Here is a 21352-nt window from a genome sequence, read left to right on the forward strand (position 1 = left end):
GTATTATGAAATTATCTTTGATAATGCTTTTTATAACGATCCTGCATGTATCGGCAGAGGTCTATTCACAAAATAGCAGATTATCACTGAAAGAAAGACAGGTAAAATTAAGGGATGCTTTTAAGCAAATTGAAATCCAAACCGATTTTTTGTTCCTATATAATGCTGATGATATCTCTGACGATTTAAAAGTAGATATTAGAGCCAAAGATCAACCGATAGAGGAGGTATTGGATGAGTTATTAAAAGATACGGGTTTGGGATATTCCATCAGGGAAAGACATATTGTTATCCGTCCAAAAGAGGTAAAGAAGCCCGGCGCTTTATCGTCGGCGCAAGGGATAAGAATTACCGGTACCGTGTCTGATAATCACGGTGAATTGCTGCCCGGGGTAAATGTACTGATTCGTGGTACAAGTTTGGGTACAGCTACAGATGCAAATGGTGAATATACGATTACCGTTCCGAGCGATACATCCGTATTGTTATTCCATTTCATGGGTTATCAGACCCGGGAAATCGAGGTCGGGAAACGCCGCGTGGTTGCCGTTACCATGATCGAAACAGCTTCTGAAATCGACGAGGTGGTAGTTGTGGCCTTTGGAACGCAAAAAAAAGAAAGCGTGATCGGCTCCATCAGTACCATAAATCCTGCCGAATTGAAAGTGCCTTCAAGTAATTTAACAACGGCTTTAGCTGGGAATATGGCGGGAGTCATTGCTTACCAACGAAGCGGGGAGCCAGGCGCTGATAACGCCGATTTTTTTGTACGCGGTATCACCACTTTCGGCACCAATACCAATCCTTTGATATTAATTGATGGAATCGAACTGACCACTACCGATCTGGCGCGCCTGCAACCGGACGATATCGCCAGCTTTTCCGTGATGAAGGATGCTACAGCGACGGCATTGTACGGTGCGCGCGGGGCCAACGGGGTGATATTGGTAACTACCAAGCAGGGAACGGTAGGTCCCGCGAAAATATCTATCCGTTATGAAAATTCAATTTCCTCACCCACACGGAATGTAAAATTAGCCGATCCGGTTACCTATATGAAGTTGCGTAACGAAGCGGTATTGACACGTAATCCGTTGGATGAACTACCCTATTCCGAAGAAAAAATTGAAAGTACGGCAGATGGAATGAACCCTTTGATATTTCCGGCCAATGACTGGCGCAAAATGTTGTTTAAAAATTATGCCGTAAACCAAAGAGTCAACCTGAATGTCAGTGGCGGCGGCGGTGTAGCACGTTATTACGTAGCGGGTTCTTTTAGCCAGGACAATGGTATCTTAAAAGTGGATGACCGGAATAATTTTAACAACAATATACGGCTACGGAATTATACTTTGCGTAGTAATGTTAACATTGATGTTACTAAAACAACAGAAATGATTGTCCGTTTAAGCGGTAATTTTGACGATTATAACGGACCGATATATACCGGAACGGAAATGTATAATATGGTGATGAGATCCAATCCGGTGATGTTTCCGGCATATTTTCCCGTGGATGATGCCCATAAATCCGTTAATCATATTATGTTCGGCAACTATGATGACAGTTATACGAATCCTTATGCAGAAATGGTCAAAGGTTATAAGGATCAGTCACGTTCCCAGATGTTGGCCCAGATGGAAGTGAAGCAGGATCTCAGTTTTTTGACTGATGGTTTGTCCATAAGGGGTATGATCAATCTTACCCGTCTGGCCAATTTTTATGTGACACGCTATTATAATCCCTACTGGTATCAGATAGTCAGCTACGACCGGGTTACTCATGAATATACGCTGGAGCAGACCAACGATAACGGCACCGAATACCTGAACTACAGCGAAAGTCCCAAAACAGTTGAATCAACCTTCTATGCGGAAGCAATGCTCAACTATAACCGTACGTTTTCTGAGAAACACAGCATCAGCGGCTTGTTTGTATTTATGGCGAGAGAAGGGCTTAATGCCAACTCCTGCAGCCTGCAGCTTTCTTTGCCATCCCGTAATCTCGGATTATCGGGACGTTTGACATATTCCTACGACAGCCGGTATTTTACAGAGTTTAATTTCGGATACAACGGCTCCGAGCGGTTTGCCCAAAAACACCGTTACGGATTTTTTCCTTCTGCCGGTGTGGCATGGAACATAGCCAACGAAGGATTCTGGGAGTCACTAAAGCCCATGGTGAATAATCTGAAACTGCGCTATTCCTATGGTCTGGTGGGAAATGACAATATAGGGACTGCATCCGACAGATTCTATTATTTGTCAAATGTTGATATGAATTCCGGAACCAGAGCGGCGACTTTCGGTACCAATATGGATCAATCCCTCAATGGCATTCAGGTAACCCGTTATGCTAACAAAGATATTACATGGGAAACATCGACCAAACAAAACTTTGCTATAGAAATAGGCCTATGGAATGAAGTGAACATTGTAGCCGAATATTTTACCGAATATCGTGAGAATATATTGATGACCCGTGAAGCGATTCCTCCTACCATGGGACTGACATCAAGCATCAGGGCCAATCTTGGCGAGGCTTCCGGAAAGGGGGTTGATTTATCCTTGGATTATCAACATTCCTGGACAGCAGATTTCTGGACTTCTGCCCGTGCCAATTTTACATACGCCGCCAGCAAATATGAAGCTTATGAAGAACCTCAATACAACGAGTACTGGCGTTCCCGGGTGGGCAATTCGCTAAACCAGATGTATGGTTATATTGCCGAGCGCCTGTTTATGGATGACGCCGAAGCCGAAAATGCCCCGGCACAAGAATTCAACATGGCATATGGAGGGGGCGACATCAAATACACTGATGTCAACCGGGATGGAAAAATAACGGATATTGACAAGGTTCCTATCGGATATCCTACTGTTCCGGAAATCGTATATGGTTTTGGATTTTCCATGGGCTATAAGGGTTTTGACGCTTCTTTCTTTTTCCAGGGAGCTGCCAGGGAATCTTTCTGGATTAGCACCGATCAAACTACACCCTTCCAGAATGAAACACAGGTATTGAAAGCATATGCAGACAGTCACTGGTCGGAGGCCAATCAGGACATGTATGCCACATGGCCGAGGTTAAGCCCCGGGTACAACTATAATAATATGCAAACAAGTACCTGGTGGATGCGCAACGGCTCCTTTCTTAGATTGAAACAGGCAGAAATCGGTTATTCCATCCCCGGGAAATGGAAGGAAAGATTCCGGATGAGTACCTGTCGTTTTTATGTGAGTGGTACGAATTTATTGTTGTTCAGTAAATTTAAAATGTGGGATGTAGAAATGGCCGGAAACGGATTGGGATACCCCTTGCAACGGGTAATCAATCTCGGTATCAACCTTACATTTAATTAATATAAAAATTTAACATTTAAAGAAATATGAAAATGTTACATATAATAAAAAAACAATGGGTTGTTGGATTATTCTTCATATTGGTGTTCAATGCCTGTGACGATTATCTGGATCTGGTGCCTGATAATATTGCTACCATCGAACATGCGTTTAGCATGCGTTCGGAAGCTGAAAAATATTTATATACCTGCTATTCATACATGCCCAGGGATGGGAATATAGCCTTGGATCCGGCTATTATGGGAGGCGATGAGATGTGGTCGGTTATTGATCCGGGCCAACCGCAATACAGCGATGAAATGTTTCGTATTGCCCGGGGCTTTCAGAATGCAAATACTCCCTTGGCCAACAATTATTGGATTGATTTGTATCAGGCGCTGAGAGACTGTAATATTTTTCTGGAAAATGTAGGAAAGGTTCCGGATTTGCCTGTTTGGGAAAGGGACAAATGGACTGCGGAAGTTACTTTTCTGAAAGCTTATTATCATTTTTATCTGGTTCGGATGTACGGGCCGATACCATTGGTCAAGGAAAACCTGCCCATCACGGCAAGCGAAGAGGAAGTAAAGGTTTCGCGGGTGCCGGTGGACGATTGTTTCGAATATATTGTCGAATTGATCGATGAAGCGCTTCCCGGACTTGACTCCATCATAGCTAACCCTACCAGGGAAATGGGGCGGATCACCAAACCTATAGCGGCGGCATGGAAGGCCAAAGTGTTGGTAACGGCAGCCAGCCCCCTGTTCAATGGAAATACCGATCAAAGTACCTTGAAAAACCACGATGGTACCCTCCTTTTTAACACGAACGATGATCCGGAAAAATGGGAAAGGGCCATGACAGCATGTAGGGAAGCTATAGATATATGTCACAGGGTTGGTATGGGCTTGTATGAATATAAGCCTGAATACCAGCAGTATAAATTAACGGATACCACTATGGTTGAGTTAAGTATACGTAATGTATTCTGCGAGAAATGGAATTCCGAAATTATCTGGGCAAATACCCAGACAGGAAGCAGCGCTATGCAGACTTTACAACGTCTATCTACGGCTAATCTGGATCCGCAATATTTCAGCAATTCCACATTGAGATCACAATTACAACCACCATTAAAAATTGCCGAAATGTTTTATACAGATAATGGAGTGCCCATTGCCGAAGATAAAAGTAGACAGGGGGTAAATATGTATGCATTACGGACAGCGGTTGAGGCCGAACAATTATATGTGAAAAATGGATATACTACTATTGAACTGCATTTCAACAGGGAACCCCGTTTTTATGCCAGTTTGGGATTTGATGGCGGAATCTGGTACGGACAGGGGAAATATGATAATAAGCCGGACGATTTGTTTTATATTGCTTGTCGCAGGAGTGGTAATCAGGGTAAGAAAGGTCAGCAGTTCGGCCCATTTACCGGGTATTACTGGAAAAAGTGCGTTCATTATCAAAATGTACAATCGTCTGTAAATGGCTATAACATGCAATATTACCCCTGGCCCATTATGCGTCTTGCCGACTTGTATTTGCTCTATGCTGAAGCCATTAATGAAGCAGAGGGGCCGAATGGAGCCAGTCAGGCAGAATTATATCAGTATATTGATGCTGTGCGTGCAAGAGCTGGCCTGAAAGGAATAGTGGAATCCTGGGATACCTATGCCAATAACAGTAAATATGAATCACAGGCAGGAATGCGCCAGATTATCCAACAGGAACGCCTGATTGAACTGGCGCTCGAAGGACAAAGATTCTGGGACCTTCGCCGGTGGAAAACGGCTACGGATCAATTCTCCCGTGCCATTGAAGGTTGGAAAGTGAATGAAAGCGCCCCTGGAAAATATTATTCGGTTGCACCCTTGTATCAGCAATCTTTTAGTACAAAAGATTATTTCTGGCCAATCATGGATTCTTACATCGAAAACAACAGGAATTTAGTACAAAACATCGGTTGGTAATCAATAGATAATATAGTTTGATAATTAAAATCGGCATAAATACAATAAAACCAACATCAGTGATGCAAGCAGGACAATTATAGGTAAGTATATGCTGGATTAGTATAAAAATTATAATAATATGAATATGAAAAAAATATTAAATATGTTCATTATGTTCGCCAGTCTGTTCTGGTACGGATGTAAAGAAGAAGGCCGGTTGGATCATGTCGACGGTCAGGCTCCGGCACCTGCCCCGGTAACCGTTACTGAGGTAATCAATACGCATGGTGGCGCTCTTATCAGGTATAAGGTTCCCAATGACAAGAATTTGGCAGGTGTAAAGGTCGTTTATGAACGGGGAGGTGAAATGTGCGAAACCAAAGCATCCCTTTATGTAGATTCATTGGTGGTTGAAGGCTTTGGCGATACCAGAAGCCGTACAGTCGATTTATACAGTATCGGATGGAACAACAAAACATCAGAGCCGGTCAGTATAAGCATTACCCCTCTAACTCCACCTGTAATGAGTGCTGCCAAAGAGATAGAAGCTGCTTTTGGCGGGGTCGGCATCAGTTTCTCCAATCATTCCCGGGCAAACCTGGCCCTTGTGTTACTGGCCGATACCACGGAAATGGATATGTGGCATCCTTTGCAAATCTTCTATACCAAGGCGGATACTGGTATTTTTTACCGGCGCGGGATGGAAGCCAAGGAGCAAAAATTTGCCATGTATGTACGCGACCGATGGAACAATAAATCGGATACCCTTATACGCTACCTGACCCCATTGATGGAGGAACTGTTACCGAAAGACGGTTGGGTAAACCAGAAACTTCCCGGAGATACCTGGGAATACGTAGAAGGACCGCAATATGCTATTGAAGGTGTATGGGATGATATTACCGGTAAACGTAACTCTAATATGTTTGCTTCAAAACATGACGCACCTATACCGCAGCATTTTACCATTTCTTTAGGATATACGGCCAGTGTTAATAGGATGAAGGTATATCAGAGACCCGGCGATGAGTATTCGGGCTCCAGTCCCCGTACCTTTGAATTATGGGGATCTGATGATCCTCCTGCTAACGGAAGCTGGGATAACTGGTACTTACTTGGAAAGTTCGAAGCATTTAAACCCTCCGGCTATGAAGAAGACGGATCGGTAGGAACCATTACGCAGGAAGATAAAGACTATTGTGTAGTAGATGGGATGGATTATGACTTGGTTGCATCGGATGAAGTGCCGGAACCCTACATGCCTGTAACTCATTTAAGATTCAGAACTACGGCCACCTTTAGTACATATGGTACAGATGTTGAAATAGGAAATTTTACTCTTTCCGAATTAACTTTTTGGGGTCAGATTATTAAATAACGAATAAAATGTATAATTATGAATAAGATAAATAAAATATATTATTCCATTTTTATATCTATCGCCTGTTTTATGGCCTCATGCGGCGATATGGACGAAAATTATAAGGAGTTTATCGTTTCCAATGGAATTACTTATCCGGGCAAAGTTGTTTCGCCCTTGTTGCATCCCGGAGAAAACAGGATTCTGTTGGAATGGCAGCCGAGCAACGACCCTAAAGTAACTAATACCCGTATATATTGGAATAATTACACCGACTCGATAGATATTCCAACCCTTGAGGATATGGATACCCTTTATCAAATGATTTCACCGTTAGTTGAGAATACTTATACTTTTATTTTCAAGACATTTGATGATGAGAGAAATTCCTCTGTTCCTATGGAGATAACAGGAAAAGCCTATGGCGATATTTACCGGGCGGATTTATCCAATCGGCGTATTGCCAATGAATATGTAGATGAAGAAAGGCTCTGGACCATTATTTGGGGAAAGTCTGATATACTCAACGGCGCGGCTGGTACCGAATTGATTTACAAAATTTCGGATACTGAAACCCGTAGGGTTGTTGTTCCTGCCGATGAAGATATCCTCAGGGTAACCGGACATGTTAGTGAATCGGAATATAAATACCGGACATTTTTCCTGCCTACCCCCATAGCCATTGATACTTTTTATACCGCATATGATACCGGTAATGTTCCGGTAAAGAACCCTGTGAAAATCTCTACAGACGGATGGATTGCCACTGCCGACACCTGGGCGCCTAATCAGGGGCAAACCGAAAACGGATCGGAAGGTGGTATTCCCGCTAAGACAATCGATGGAAATCCCGCTACGTTCTGGCATACCGCTACTGATGCCCAAGGGCAACCGGCTGGTGGTAGTTACCCGACAAATTATCCCCATTGGCTGGCTTATGATATGGGTGAAAATATTGATGTATATATGGTAGAATTGACTCCGCGCGGTAGTTATACACAACACGGTATTAAAGAATTCCAGATACAGGGAAGTATGGATGGTTCCAACTGGACAACCTATGATATTTTCACCGGCACAACTGCTCCTGCCAACAAAGCGACACTTGAACAACGGGCTGTAGTTCAACAATTTTATGTGGATGGCACTCCGACAATGAAGTATATCCGCATATGGATGTTGAATTCCCATGCTAACCAGCAGCATGGGCATCTTGCGGAATTTGCCGTGTATAAAGAATAATATAAACAGTAAATAAATGCAGGGAAAATCGGGATTATTTGTATTCTATACCGCATGATGAACTGATATTAAATCTAAATTTGAGACAAAACCCAAATTAAGTCCGTTTTAACAGAAGTTGCTCGGAGCGGACTTATTTTCAAATAATAACATGACATGATGAATTTTTTTTCTCCAGTATTAATATTATTATTTATGTTATCCTTTCAACAACGGGATAATATTAATGTTTCCGATGTGTTTGAACCGCTTCCTCCCGGAGCGGTTCAATTAAACGGCTATCTGGACGGTCATATAGATAATTCAATGGAACATTGGAACAAAGGAGTCATTCCATATGCCAAATTTGTCGATTTTTTTAGAAGCGGCCGCCCGAAATTCGCCTTAGGTGAAATGTGGGGTAAATCCGTTCGTTCCGGATGCATGTTTTACCGTTATACGCACGACCCGGAGTTAAAAAAACTCATGGAAACAACCGTAAAGGATCTGTTATCTACCCAGCGTGCGAACGGTAGTATCAGTTGTGTAGAGATCGAAAAACAACCTGAAAAAAGTGAGCTCTGGGAACGCAAGTATGTCATGCTCGGGTTGGATGAATACTATAACTGGGTAAACCCCGATCCGGCTGTACTCGATGCATTGAAAAAACAAGCCGACAATATTATCGAAATTGTCGGGTATGCACCTAAAACAGAGATTACTGATGTCGGATGGAGTGCAACCAATATCGGGTATGAGCCTTGTCACATCGAGTCGAGTACATTACTCGAACCCTTTATGCGGTTGTATAAAATGACAGGCGAACAATGCTATCTGGACTTTGCCACCTATATTTATGAAATGGGAGGTACAAAACATTACAATGTTTTCGAAATGGCATTGAACAATGTTGAGCCATACAAAATGGCCGGACACTACCCAAAGGCTTATGAGATGACGTCGCTGTTCGAAGGATTAGTTGAATATTATCGCGTAACGGCAGATCCCACGGTGAAACAGACCTTGCTCAATTATTACAACAACATCAGGACCAAAGAAATCACCCTTATTGGTAACGGTGGTTGTGATCAACCCTATCATCCGAAAGTGATGGGAGAGGCATGGGGGAACACGGCAATCGAACAGTCCAACCCTGATATTTCACGCATGATGGAAACCTGCACAGGAGTTACCTGGATGAAATTTTGCAGCCAGATATTACGCCTTACCGGCGAATCATCCACCATGGACGAAATAGAAAAATATGTCTATAACGGATTAATCGGCGCCATGAAACCAACAGGCGACGGCTTCAGTTATGTCAATCTACTTAACGGAAAGAAAGTAAACGGTAGTGGATGGGGCTGGATGTTCGACGACCTGCACGTAACTTGTTGTAACCTGAATGGTCCGATGGGATTGGCGTATATTCCTTTTGTCGCTGTAATGAATTCAGCCGGTGGTCCTGTAGTAAATCTGTATGATGCAGCTATGGTTTATATGAAGACGCCTAAGAATAAGGATTTGAAATTACAAATTGTAACAGATTATCCGCAATCCGGAAATGTTGTGATAAACATTAATCCGGCAAGAAAAGAAAAGTTCAATCTGAAACTACGGATACCCGAATGGAGTGAAAACACTATAGTTAAGGTAAATGGAGAATCCATCGGCAAGGTCGAACAGGGAACATATCTTGATATTTCCCGTGAATGGAGAAACAAAGATAAGGTAGACATTACTTTTGAGATGAAATGTCGCATAATAGATGCCCCCAAAGGGAGCAATCCGGCTTCACATAACTTCCAGGCCCTGAAATGGGGACCGATCGTACTGGCAAGAGATCAAAATATCGATGCTGATTTCGATAAACCCGTTAAGGTTGTATCCGACGGAAAAGGTGTAGTGAACATTCAAAAAGTTCAGCCGGCACTTTTCGGAACGCATCTGGAATTTATTATTCCTACTGAAGATGGTGATATCCGCATGACGGATTATGCATCTGTGAATGGGTGGAACGGTTCGCATGTATGCACATGGTTACCGCTTCCGGAATAATGAAGCGCAGTGAACCTTATCTCCGTCTTGGTGTCAACAATTGTTTGATTAATACTCATGCGAATCAGTAGTTGATACTATTTGCTGATTATTTGGTTAAAAAATTAATTATCAATAAAATAAACGCATTGAATATTTGTTCAACTAGAATCATTCTTCAACTGGTTGAACAAAAAAACAAAGATTCAAAAAGCGAAAAAAGTAAGATATACAGCGGGACTACTCGTACCTACGATGGGGAAAATTGCCATCGCTTTCATTTATCTGATTTTTTAAGGAATGATTCGCATGAATACTCATAAGGGAGATGGTTTCAACAAATAAAGTCAGGTTTTATACCTATAACCAGGTCCGGCTATATGAAATAGAAATATATAATATCATTAATGATTGATAACAAAAACAATAAAACCGTTAGGATTCCGAAGCTTGACGGTTTTATTGTAATTTTGCCATAAATATCCGTGAAAATATGAAAAGACGTACAGCAATAAAAAATATAGGGGCTTTATCCGTAGCATGTTCCATTCCGGCGGTTCTGGATGCTAAAACTGAAAACGCCCAGTCAAAGGTTCCGACTCAGGAAACAGATATTTTAGTGGTAGGTGGCGGAACGGCAGGTGTTATTGCAGCCATTCAGGCGGCAAGGGCCGGTTGTAAAACCATTCTCGTGGAAAATGGCAGTTGGCTGGGCGGAACCATGACTACAGGCGGCGTTACTTTTCCGGGAATATTCCATGCCTGGGGCCGGCAGGTTATCGGCGGAATAGGCTGGGAGCTGGTTGAGGAAACCGTTACCCTGGGAGGCGGCAAGATCCCTGATTTTACTATTCCTCCAGGGCGGCAGCACTGGCGGCATCAGGTACATATTAACGGCCCTTTATATGCGCTGATCGCGGAAGAAAAATGCTTACAGGCGGGAGTTACTATCCGGTACTACGAAACACCGGTGCAGATTAAAATGAAAAATGGAAAATGGCATGTGGATGTTGTCGGAAAAGGAACTCATTACCGGATCATATGTGATCAATTGGTCGATTGTACCGGAAATGCATTGGTCGTTTCGATGTGCGGATTCCACCTGATAAGGGAAGAGGAGATCCAACCCGGATCATTGATTTTTGAACTTGGCGGATATGATGTTAAAAAACTGGATCCGGATGATTTGAATAAGCGGTTTAAGCAAGCAATTGCCGATGGTACATTATTGAAAACAGATGCTTATAGCGGTATTATGTCCCTGCTCAATGCAAAGGGAGGATTAGCTACCCAACATGTAATGGATGCTGATTCAACGACATCCCGGACACATACGCAGACCAACATTCGGGGACGCGAATCTATGTTACGCATTATCCGTTTTGTCAGATCGTTACCCGGATGTGAAAATGCCTATATTTCTAAAATGCAACCGGAAACATCTATCCGGGAAACCAATCGCATAGATGGAATATATCAGGTCACACATGATGATTATGTAGAAGGGCGGGTATTTGAGGATTCTCTATCATATTCATTTTATCCGATAGATTTACATATCGCGGAGGGAGTACGTCCGAAACACCTTCAGGAAGGAAAAGTAGCCACCGTTCCGTTAAGGGCATTGGTACCTAAGAACAGTAAAAACCTGATAGTAGCCGGAAGATGCGTCAGTAGCGATCGTTTGGCAAATTCAGCACTTCGGGTACAGGCATCGTGTATGGGAATGGGACAGGTTGCCGGAGCCGCTGCTGCTTTGGCATGCCTGAGAAATACTACGCCTCTGGGTGTTCCCATTCCGGAAATCAAAAAGATACTTGAAAATTGTCAGGCAATAGTTCCGTGAATTCTCAATGACAACAGCCTGTTTAAAACTGGTAATTTGAAATAGAAAATCTAACAGGAGAATTCGGAATAGAAGCTAAAATACTCAAAGTATGCTTTGAATAAAGAAGCTATGAACTATACTGATTTATAACTGATACTTTGAGTTAAAGTATAAAAAGGCCGGCCTTAGGTGTGTGAGGTTATTTTATATTAAAATCCCTCCGGATTCCGTTTTTGGATAGTGTCGACAGTTGAATTTATTTTTTTCTGTATGAAATAACTATCTACTTCACCTGTCTTTGTGTTAAATGTAATTTTTCTTCCTGTATCTCCTCCTATATTAGAGAAAACAATAGGTATTTTAAATTCATTGAGAATTTCGGTAGCTATCTTAACATTTCTTCTTCCGATATGGAATCTTGTTGGAGTTCCGGTAAGCACCTCCGCACCTCCCAGTACTTTAGCTTCGATGTCCTCATACTTACATCCGAAATTCAGCAATCCTTCAAGGATACGGATAATAGCCAGATTTCCATATTTCATGGTTGCCAGGTCATTACCATTCCATTGGGGTAGAATATAGTGGTTAATGGCTCCTATTTGCATTTGTGGAGAGTACAGGCAAACCGAAACGCACGATCCCAATACCGTACTTACAATATGAGGAACTTTATCAACAAAAATGTCTGCCGGATATAATAAATATCTTGGTAAATCTTCCATGTTATATCTTAATTGCCGCTCAAATATAATTACGTAAAAATGGGAAAAATGTTTCATTCTACATATTCCACCAGTTTAATGGGAATATTTTTTGAAAAAATACATATATTTTTAGTAAAATATTTCGTGTGGTCTTGTTTATAATAAAAAAAGCCGTACCTTTGCGAACCATTTTTTAGAGTAAAATAGAATAGATTAAATAGACTTTATGCCTACAATTCAGCAATTAGTAAGAAAAGGACGGGCCAAACTTGTGGATAAAAGTAAGGCGCCTGCTTTGGATTCTTGCCCTCAACGGAGGGGTGTTTGTGTTCGTGTATATACTACCACTCCGAAAAAACCCAATTCGGCTATGCGTAAAGTAGCCCGTGTAAAGTTGGTCAATCAGAAAGAAGTGAACGCCTATATTCCTGGTGAAGGTCATAATCTTCAGGAGCACTCGATCGTGTTGATCCGTGGCGGTAGGGTGAAAGATCTTCCAGGTGTACGTTACCACATTATCCGTGGGGCTCTTGATGCATCCGGCGTTGAAGGTCGTTTGGCCAGCCGTTCGTTGTATGGTGCCAAGAGGCCAAAAGCTGCAAAAGCTAAAAAATAAGAATTATACACATTATATAGGATACTTCAATGCGCAAGACAAAACCTAAAAAAAGAATATTATTACCTGATCCCGTATATGGTGATAAAGAGGTAACCCGGTTTGTGAACAACCTGATGTTGGATGGCAAAAAGTCGACTGCTTTCAATATTTTCTATGATGCAATGAAAACTGTTGAAGCCAAGGCCAAGGAAGATGATAAAGCGCCTTTGGATATATGGCGTAAGGCACTTGAAAACATAACACCTCAGGTTGAAGTTAAAAGTCGTCGTGTAGGTGGTGCCACTTTTCAGGTACCGATGGAAGTCCGTCCGGATCGTAAGGTTTCGGTAAGCATGAAAAACATGATTCTTTATGCAAGGAAACGTAGTGGTAAATCCATGAGCGAAAAACTTGCAGCCGAAATTTTAGCCGCGTATAACGAAGAAGGAGGAGCATTTAAAAGAAAAGAAGATATGCATAAAATGGCAGAAGCCAATCGTGCATTCTCACATTTTCGTTTTTAATATTCCGCTAAATTAATAAAGAAGAAAAAGGAGTATATTAATAATTAAATGAGTAAAGATTTAAACTATACCAGGAATATTGGTATAATGGCGCACATTGATGCCGGTAAGACAACTACGTCTGAGAGAATTTTGTTCTACACGGGTGTCAATTATAAGCTGGGAGAAGTTCATGATGGCGCCGCAACCATGGACTGGATGGTGCAGGAGCAGGAAAGAGGGATTACCATTACTTCCGCTGCAACATTCTGCCAATGGAAATACAATGATCAAGTATATAATATTAATCTGATAGATACCCCCGGTCACGTTGACTTTACAGTCGAAGTAGAACGGTCATTACGTATTCTCGATGGAACAGTCGCTTTATTTTGCGCTGTAGGTGGTGTTGAGCCGCAATCGGAAACAGTATGGCGTCAGGCTGAAAAATATGGTGTACCCCGTATAGGATTCGTTAATAAAATGGATCGTAACGGAGCCGATTTTATAGGTGTGGTAAACCAGGTCCGGGAGCGCCTGAAATCTAATCCGGTTCCATTGGTAATTCCTATTGGAGCCGAAGATAAATTCGAAGGTATCATCGACCTGATTACTTTTAAAGCTGTTTATTGGCTTGATGATAAAGGTCAAAAAGTTGAAGTAAAGGAAATTCCGGCAGAAATGTTGGATGAAGCTACAGAATGGCGTAATCAATTGATCGAGTCAGTAGTGGAAACCGATGATGTCTTAATGGAAAAGTTCTTTGATGATCCGGATACCATCACTGTTGAAGAATTAAAAACAGGTATACGTAAAGCAGTCATTGCACAAACGATTGTGCCGATGATGTGTGGTTCGTCGTTTAAAAACAAAGGCGTACAGTATTTATTGGATGCCATTGCAGCATATTTGCCAAGTCCTCTTGATAAAGGAAATATAACAGGTATTAACCCGGATACGGAGGACACCGTGACCCGTAAGCCTGATGATAAGGAACCTTTAACAGCTCTTGCTTTTAAAGTAGCTACGGATCCTTATGTCGGTCGCCTGGTCTTTATTCGTGTTTATTCAGGAACATTGGACAGTGGTTCATACGTGTTGAATACCCGTTCAGGCAAAAAAGAACGTATCTCGCGTTTGTTCCAGATGCATTCGAATAAACAAAACCCTATAGAAAACTGTAGTGCCGGTGATATTTGTGCTGCAGTCGGTTTAAAGGATCTGCGTACCGGAGATACTTTATGTGACCCGGCGAAACCAATCGTGTTGGAATCGATAACTTTCCCGGATCCAGTAATCGGTGTGGCTGTAGAACCAAAAACACAAGCAGATATAGATAAGCTGGGCACAGCTTTATCAAAACTGTCTGAAGAAGATCCTACTTTCCGGGTGAAATCAGATCCGGATTCCGGCCAAACTGTGATAGAAGGAATGGGTGAACTCCATTTGGAAATCATTCTTGACCGTTTACGCCGTGAGTTCAAAGTGGAATGTAACCAGGGTAATCCTCAGGTCGCATATAAAGAAGCCATTACCGCTTCATACCAACATCGTGAAGTATTTAAGAAACAAAGCGGTGGACGTGGTAAATTTGCCGATATCATTGTAGTGGTAGGGCCGGCTGATGAAGGTGTTACGGGGTTGCAATTCATTAATGAAGTAAAAGGTGGAAATATTCCCAAAGAATATATTCCTTCTGTTGAAAAGGGTTTCAAAGAATCCATGCAAAATGGTGTTTTGGCCGGGTTTTCTTTAAACAGTATGAAAGTAACTTTGCTCGATGGCTCGTATCACGCTGTCGACTCCGATTCGCTCTCATTCGAAATTTGTGCCAAACAGGCATTCCGTGAAGCTTGTAAACATGCTAAACCTATCCTTCTGGAACCGATCATGTCCGTTGAAGTGGTCACACCGGAAGAATATATGGGTGATGTAATTGGCGACTTCAATAAACGTCGTGGTCAGATCACAGGTATGGAAGAAAGGGGAGGAGCACGTGTTGTCAAATGTAAAGTACCGCTCTCTGAGATGTTCGGGTATGTAACCGTGTTGCGTACTATCACATCGGGTCGTGCCACATCGACGATGGAATTCTCTCATTACAGTCCTTTGGCTGATAATTTAGCTAAAGAAGTGATATCAAGCGTTAAAGGAAATGCCTAATAGAACAGCAAATTCATTATTTTTTTAATTCAATATGAGCCAAAAGATTAGAATTAAACTTAAATCTTACGACCACAATCTGGTGGATAAGTCGGCTGAAAAAATCGTTAAAACGGTGAAAATGACAGGTGCTTCGGTAAGCGGTCCTATACCCCTTCCTACACACAAGCGTATTTTCACAGTGAACCGTTCGACCTTTGTTAATAAAAAATCAAGGGAACAATTCGAACTCAGTTCATTCCAACGTTTGATGGATATTTACAGTTCTACGCCTAAAACCATCGATGCGCTGATGAAGTTAGAGTTGCCCAGCGGCGTGGAGGTAGAAATCAAAGTGTGATCATAAAGGTTTAAGCAGTGGTGGGGAATCAGAAGGCATGATGAGATCCACCTTATATCATTCATTTAATAATTAATAAACTATGCCAGGAATCATTGGAAAAAAGATAGGGATGACCTCGATTTTTACACCGGAGGGTAAAAATGTACCTTGTACGGTTATTGAGGCTGGCCCTTGCGTAGTCACCCAAATCAGAACCGTTGAGAAAGACGGTTACGACGCTCTGCAGTTGGGTTTTGGTGAAAAGAAAGAAAAGAATACTCCTAAAGCAGAGAGGAAACATTTTGAAAAAGCAAAAACATCACCTAAGAGATTGCTTATTGAATTTCGTAACAATGAAATAGATGTGAACAATTATAAATTGGGACAATCTATTACTTTGGCCGATATGGAAGGAAAAATACAGGTAGATGATTATGTTGATGTGATTGGAACATCCAAAGGAAAAGGTTTTCAGGGTGTAATGAAACGCCACAACTTCGGAGGTGTGGGCGGTGCCACTCACGGACAGCATAACCGTTTACGTGCACCTGGTTCCATGGGAGCATCTTCATATCCTTCACGTGTTTTTAAAGGAAAGAGGATGGCCGGCCGTACAGGTGGTGAAAGAGTAAAGATTCAGAACCTCGTAGTTTTACAGGTACTCGCTGATAAGAATCTTTTATTAGTAAAAGGCTCTGTTCCCGGAGCAATTGGTTCATATTTAATAGTTGAATATTAATGGAAGTAGCAGTATATAATATAGAAGGGAAAGATACCGGAAGAAAGGTATCTCTTGATGATGCGATTTTCGGTATCGAACCGAACGACCATGCCATTTATCTGGACATTAAACAATATTTGGCCAATCAACGTCAAGGAACACACAAAGCCAAAGAAAGATGGGAAATTGCCCGCAGTACCCGTAAGATCAAACGTCAAAAGGGAACAGGAGGAGCTCGTGCCGGTAGCTTGAAATCACCAGTGTTTGTTGGTGGTGGACGAATATTCGGTCCCCTTCCGAGGGATTATTCTTTCAAATTGAATAAAAAAATGAAACAACTGGCCCGTCTTTCAGCACTTAGCCATAAAGCCAAGAGTGAAGGAATCATGGTTGTTGAAGATTTCAATTTTGATGCCCCTAAGACGAAAGAATTCGTACAAATACAAAAGAATCTGCAGATCGTTGACAAAAAGTCCCTTTTTGTATTTGCAGAGAAAAAGGATAATGTATATTTATCATCCAGGAATTTGCAAAAAACAAAGACCGTTACTGTTTCAGGTTTGAATACATATAACATTACTGACGCATCGGTATTGGTTTTTTCAGAAAGTTCGATCAATGTTTTACAACAAAACTCGTAACCCAAAATGAAAACGTCATTAGAAATACTTTTAAAGCCGGTACTCACCGAAAAAATGACATCTCAGGAAGAAAAACTGAATCGTTATGGTTTTTTGGTAGAGAGGACGGCCAATAAATTGCAGATCAGAAAAGCAATTGAAGAAATGTATGGGGTTACGGTTGTGTCTGTGAACACCATGCGTTATGCTGGAAAGAATAAATCGAGATTTACAAAGTCAGGCGTCATTTCTGGTAAGAGCAATGCTTACAAGAAAGCGGTAGTGACTGTTAAAGAAGGTGAAAAAATTGATTTTTATAGTAATATCTAAACGGTTATGGCATTAAAGAAATATAAACCCACAACACCGGGGCAGAGACATAAAATCGTCACTACCTTTGACGATATTACATGTGCTACTCCGGAAAAATCGTTACTTTACCCTGTTAAAAGATCAGGTGGACGTAATAGTTCCGGTAAAATGACTATGCGCTATATCGGCGGCGGTCATAAAAGACAATTACGTATTATCGATTTTTTAAGAGATAAAGAAAATATTCCCGCTATCGTAAAAACCATCGAATACGATCCTAACCGTAGTGCTCGTATTGCATTGGTGGCTTATGCCGATGGTGAAAAACGTTATATTATAGCTCCTGTCGGGCTTAAGGTCGGACAGAAAGTAGAATCAGGACGTAATGTTGCTCCGGAAATCGGAAATACATTATATTTATCGGATATTCCATTGGGTACCATTGTTCACAATATTGAACTTCGTCCCGGTGAAGGAGCATCTATGGCTCGTAGTGCCGGAACATATGCGCAATTGCTTTCTCGTGATGGCAAATATGCCAACCTGAAATTACCTTCAGGTGAAGTTCGTATGATCTTGGTCACTTGTAAGGCTACGGTCGGTTCAGTATCTAATCCGGATCATTCAAACGAGCAATCAGGCAAGGCCGGGCGTAACCGTTGGCTGGGACGCCGTCCCCGTACCAGAGGTGTTGCTATGAACCCTGTCGATCACCCGATGGGTGGTGGTGAAGGCCGTGCTTCAGGAGGTCATCCCCGTTCTCGTAAAGGTTTACCTGCTAAAGGTTACAAAACGAGAAATAAGAAGAAAGCTTCTAGTCAATATATTGTAGAACGTAGAAAAAAATAATCCGATATGAGCCGTTCATTAAAAAAAGGTCCTTTTATTGATTATAAGTTGGAAAAAAGAGTTCTCGAAATGAACGAAACCAACAAGAAATCTGTCATTAAAACCTGGTCGAGACGTTCGATGATTTCTCCCGATTTTGTAGGACATACTATTGCCGTACATAATGGAAACAAATTCATCCCTGTATATGTGACTGAGAATATGATAGGTCACAGGTTGGGTGAGTTTTCTCCAACACGGGTGTTCAGAGGACATGCCGGTAAAAAATAATTGTAAAGCCTGAAAGAATAATCGTTATGAGCAAAAGAAAGAAAATAACAGCCGATAAACGTAAAGAGGCAAATAAAACAAAAAGTTTTGCCATCCTTAGAAATTGTCCTACATCGCCCCGTAAGATGCGTTATGTAGTAGACATGATCAGGGGAGAAGAAGTGAATAGGGCTTTAGATATATTGAAATTCAGCAATAAAGATGCTGCTATCAGGGTTGAAAAACTCCTCAAATCTGCAATTGCCAACTGGCAAAAGAAAAATGAAGGAGAGCGTCTGGAAGACAATACCCTGTTTGTTTCAGAAGTAAAAGTTGACAGCGGACGTGTAATGAAACGTCTGCGTACAGCACCTCAAGGTCGTGGTTACAGGATGTTGAAACGTTCGAACCATGTTACACTTGTGGTAGATAAAGTGCAAAACGAAACTCAAACTCAAACCAAATAAGTAACTGTAAATGGGACAAAAAACAAATCCAATTTCGAATCGTCTTGGAATCATCAAAGGTTGGGACTCCAACTGGTATGGCGGCAAGGACTTCTCTGAAAAAATAGTAGAAGACAACAAGATACGTAAATATCTCAATGCCCGTTTAGCCAAAGCCAGTATCTCGAAGATCATTATTGAGAGAACCTTAAAATTGATTACAGTTACGGTACACACTGCCCGTCCCGGTATTATTATCGGTAAAGGCGGACAAGAGGTGGATAAACTAAAGGAAGAGTTGAGGAAAATCACTCAAAAGGATGTTCAGATCAATATTTTCGAGATCAAACGTCCGGAGTTGGATGCTACCATTGTAGCAAACAACATTGCCCGCCAGGTCGAAGGCAAGATTTCATATCGCCGTGCTATGAAAATGTCTATCATGTCGACCATGCGTATGGGCGCCGAAGGTATCAAGATTATTGCTTCCGGCCGTTTAGGAGGTGCAGAAATGGCTCGTGCCGAAATGTTGAAAGAAGGACGTATCCCTTTGCATACATTTCGTGCCGATATCGATTATGCCCTTGCAGAAGCATTAACCAAAGTTGGTCTGATTGGTATCAAGGTATGGATTTGTAATGGTGAAGTTTACGGAAAACGTGACCTTTCACCGAATGTAGGTAACTTCGCAGCTTCCCAACAAGGAAACAGCCGTTCTCCTCGCGGCGAATTCCGTGGTGAAAGAGGTGATCGCGGAGGTAAAAGAGGCGGTGGCGGTGGCCGTCGTCGCTAATAATCATTTTAAAGGATAGAAGCATTAAAATATTAGAAAATGTTACAACCTAAAAAAACCAAATTCAGAAGACGCCAGAAAGGACGGATGAAAGGTAATTCGCAACGCGGACATGAGCTTTCTTTCGGTTCTTTTGGTATCAAGACCTTGGATTGTGCATGGATTACCGGTCGTCAAATCGAAGCTGCCCGTCAGGCGATTACCCGTTATATGAAACGTGAAGGCCAGTTATGGATCCGCATTTTTCCTGATAAACCTATTACCAAAAAACCTGCCGAAGTTCGTATGGGTAAAGGTAAAGGTGCTCCGGAAGGATTTGTTGCACCCATTACTCCGGGTCGTATCATGTTTGAAATAGAAGGCGTACCTTATGAAATTGCCAAAGAAGCACTTCGTTTAGGGGCTCAAAAATTGCCTGTTCATACGAAGCTTGTAGTACGTCGTGATTACGTTTTTGAAAAATAATTGACCGGACATGAATACATCAGAGATCAGAGAATTATCAACGAAAGAGTTGATTGAGCGTATCGAAAACGAAAAGAATATGCTCACTAAAATGAAGTTGAATCATGCCGTTTCTCCGTTGGATAACCCGATGAAGTTGAGATTTGCGCGTAAGAACATTGCACGCTTATTGACCGAGTTAAAAAAGAGAGAATTAGCCGAAAAACAGTAATTAGAGTCCAATGGAAAAAAGAAATTTAAGAAAAGAACGTATCGGTGTTGTTGTCAGCAACAAAATGAATAAAACCATTGTTATTGCTGTGAAAACAAAAGTAAAACATCCGATGTACGGAAAGTTTGTGAATAAGACCTCTAAATTCTTTGCCCACGACGAGGGAAATACATGTGGTATCGGTGATACGGTTCGCATTATGGAAACCCGTCCTTTAAGCAAAAACAAGAATTGGAGATTAGTTGAAATCATAGAAAGAGCGAAATAATCATGATACAACAAGAGAGTAGATTAAGCGTAGCCGACAACAGCGGAGCAAAAGAAGTATTGTGTATCCGCGTACTTGGAGGAACACGCCGTAAATATGCAAGTGTCGGTGATACTATAGTTGTTTCCGTAAAGGATGCGATCCCAGCCGGCGATATTAAAAAAGGAACGGTCAGCAAAGCCGTTGTTGTACGTACTAAAAAAGAAATCCGTCGTGCCGATGGTTCGTATATCCGTTTTGACGATAATGCAGTAGTATTATTGAATAATGCGGGCGAAATCAGGGGTACCCGTATTTTCGGCCCTGTTGCACGTGAATTACGTGACGGTTTCATGAAGATTGTTTCGTTGGCTCCTGAAGTTTTATAATCATCAAAAAAC

The 21352-nt window shown here is 41.7% G+C and carries 22 protein-coding genes; 21 read left to right on the forward strand and 1 reads right to left on the reverse strand.

Going from position 1 to position 21352, the window contains the following annotated elements; genetic code table 11:
- Positions 1 to 5 precede the first annotated feature (5 nt).
- From LBQ60_09040 to LBQ60_09065, 6 genes are all read left to right on the forward strand, one after another.
- Positions 6 to 3362 (forward strand): TonB-dependent receptor, encoded by a 3357-nt coding sequence (locus tag LBQ60_09040; protein ID MDR2038054.1) that lies wholly within the window; start codon positions 6 to 8, stop codon positions 3360 to 3362.
- Positions 3363 to 3394: 32 nt separating this feature from the next.
- A complete protein-coding gene (locus tag LBQ60_09045) occupies positions 3395 to 5320 on the forward strand; it encodes a RagB/SusD family nutrient uptake outer membrane protein (GenBank protein ID MDR2038055.1) in 1926 nt (641 codons plus the stop codon).
- A 127-nt stretch (positions 5321 to 5447) separates the two neighbouring features.
- Positions 5448 to 6680 carry a DUF4959 domain-containing protein gene (locus LBQ60_09050; protein MDR2038056.1) on the forward strand — a complete coding sequence of 411 codons (1233 nt, stop codon included), beginning with the start codon at positions 5448 to 5450 and terminating at the stop codon, positions 6678 to 6680.
- Between the two features lie 18 nt (positions 6681 to 6698).
- Positions 6699 to 7904, forward strand: coding sequence for a discoidin domain-containing protein (locus tag LBQ60_09055; protein ID MDR2038057.1), 1206 nt, complete (start codon positions 6699 to 6701; stop codon positions 7902 to 7904).
- A gap of 195 nt (positions 7905 to 8099) precedes the next feature.
- Positions 8100 to 9941: a glycoside hydrolase family 127 protein gene (locus LBQ60_09060; protein MDR2038058.1), complete on the forward strand. Its 1842-nt coding sequence runs from the start codon at positions 8100 to 8102 to the stop codon at positions 9939 to 9941.
- A gap of 472 nt (positions 9942 to 10413) precedes the next feature.
- Positions 10414 to 11766, forward strand: coding sequence for an FAD-dependent oxidoreductase (locus LBQ60_09065; protein ID MDR2038059.1), 1353 nt, complete (start codon positions 10414 to 10416; stop codon positions 11764 to 11766).
- A gap of 191 nt (positions 11767 to 11957) precedes the next feature.
- On the opposite strand, the gene LBQ60_09070 is transcribed toward LBQ60_09065, so the two are convergent.
- Positions 11958 to 12470 (reverse strand): chemotaxis protein CheD, encoded by a 513-nt coding sequence (locus LBQ60_09070; protein MDR2038060.1) that lies wholly within the window; start codon positions 12468 to 12470, stop codon positions 11958 to 11960.
- A 208-nt stretch (positions 12471 to 12678) separates the two neighbouring features.
- Between LBQ60_09070 and rpsL the strand changes: the two genes are divergently transcribed.
- The 15 genes from rpsL (at position 12679) to rplN (ending at position 21340) form a co-directional block, all read left to right on the forward strand.
- Entirely contained in the window at positions 12679 to 13068 is a 390-nt protein-coding gene (gene rpsL, locus LBQ60_09075; GenBank protein ID MDR2038061.1) for a 30S ribosomal protein S12, read from the forward strand.
- Positions 13069 to 13097: 29 nt separating this feature from the next.
- Positions 13098 to 13574, forward strand: a complete 477-nt coding sequence (gene rpsG / locus LBQ60_09080; protein ID MDR2038062.1) for a 30S ribosomal protein S7 — start codon at positions 13098 to 13100, stop codon at positions 13572 to 13574.
- Positions 13575 to 13622: 48 nt separating this feature from the next.
- Positions 13623 to 15716 carry an elongation factor G gene (gene fusA / locus LBQ60_09085; protein ID MDR2038063.1) on the forward strand — a complete coding sequence of 698 codons (2094 nt, stop codon included), beginning with the start codon at positions 13623 to 13625 and terminating at the stop codon, positions 15714 to 15716.
- A 34-nt stretch (positions 15717 to 15750) separates the two neighbouring features.
- Positions 15751 to 16056 carry a 30S ribosomal protein S10 gene (gene rpsJ / locus LBQ60_09090; GenBank protein ID MDR2038064.1) on the forward strand — a complete coding sequence of 102 codons (306 nt, stop codon included), beginning with the start codon at positions 15751 to 15753 and terminating at the stop codon, positions 16054 to 16056.
- An 82-nt stretch (positions 16057 to 16138) separates the two neighbouring features.
- Positions 16139 to 16777: a 50S ribosomal protein L3 gene (rplC, locus tag LBQ60_09095; GenBank protein ID MDR2038065.1), complete on the forward strand. Its 639-nt coding sequence runs from the start codon at positions 16139 to 16141 to the stop codon at positions 16775 to 16777.
- Positions 16777 to 17400, forward strand: coding sequence for a 50S ribosomal protein L4 (rplD, locus tag LBQ60_09100; GenBank protein ID MDR2038066.1), 624 nt, complete (start codon positions 16777 to 16779; stop codon positions 17398 to 17400). The genes rplC and rplD overlap by 1 nt, the downstream gene beginning before the upstream one ends.
- A gap of 6 nt (positions 17401 to 17406) precedes the next feature.
- Positions 17407 to 17709, forward strand: a complete 303-nt coding sequence (gene rplW, locus LBQ60_09105; protein ID MDR2038067.1) for a 50S ribosomal protein L23 — start codon at positions 17407 to 17409, stop codon at positions 17707 to 17709.
- A gap of 6 nt (positions 17710 to 17715) precedes the next feature.
- Positions 17716 to 18540: a 50S ribosomal protein L2 gene (gene rplB / locus LBQ60_09110; protein ID MDR2038068.1), complete on the forward strand. Its 825-nt coding sequence runs from the start codon at positions 17716 to 17718 to the stop codon at positions 18538 to 18540.
- Between the two features lie 6 nt (positions 18541 to 18546).
- Positions 18547 to 18810, forward strand: a complete 264-nt coding sequence (gene rpsS / locus LBQ60_09115; GenBank protein MDR2038069.1) for a 30S ribosomal protein S19 — start codon at positions 18547 to 18549, stop codon at positions 18808 to 18810.
- A 26-nt stretch (positions 18811 to 18836) separates the two neighbouring features.
- Positions 18837 to 19256 carry a 50S ribosomal protein L22 gene (rplV, locus tag LBQ60_09120; protein MDR2038070.1) on the forward strand — a complete coding sequence of 140 codons (420 nt, stop codon included), beginning with the start codon at positions 18837 to 18839 and terminating at the stop codon, positions 19254 to 19256.
- Positions 19257 to 19266: 10 nt separating this feature from the next.
- Positions 19267 to 20028, forward strand: coding sequence for a 30S ribosomal protein S3 (gene rpsC, locus LBQ60_09125; GenBank protein MDR2038071.1), 762 nt, complete (start codon positions 19267 to 19269; stop codon positions 20026 to 20028).
- Positions 20029 to 20067: 39 nt separating this feature from the next.
- On the forward strand, positions 20068 to 20493 hold the full coding sequence (gene rplP, locus LBQ60_09130) for a 50S ribosomal protein L16 (GenBank protein MDR2038072.1): 426 nt from the start codon (positions 20068 to 20070) through the stop codon (positions 20491 to 20493).
- A gap of 10 nt (positions 20494 to 20503) precedes the next feature.
- A complete protein-coding gene (rpmC, locus tag LBQ60_09135) occupies positions 20504 to 20704 on the forward strand; it encodes a 50S ribosomal protein L29 (GenBank protein ID MDR2038073.1) in 201 nt (66 codons plus the stop codon).
- Between the two features lie 10 nt (positions 20705 to 20714).
- Positions 20715 to 20972, forward strand: a complete 258-nt coding sequence (rpsQ, locus tag LBQ60_09140; GenBank protein ID MDR2038074.1) for a 30S ribosomal protein S17 — start codon at positions 20715 to 20717, stop codon at positions 20970 to 20972.
- Between the two features lie 2 nt (positions 20973 to 20974).
- A complete protein-coding gene (gene rplN, locus LBQ60_09145) occupies positions 20975 to 21340 on the forward strand; it encodes a 50S ribosomal protein L14 (GenBank protein MDR2038075.1) in 366 nt (121 codons plus the stop codon).
- Positions 21341 to 21352 lie beyond the last annotated feature (12 nt).

This window comes from Bacteroidales bacterium (genome assembly GCA_031275285.1).
In the GTDB taxonomy this organism is placed as follows: Bacteria; Bacteroidota; Bacteroidia; order Bacteroidales; family UBA4181; genus JAIRLS01.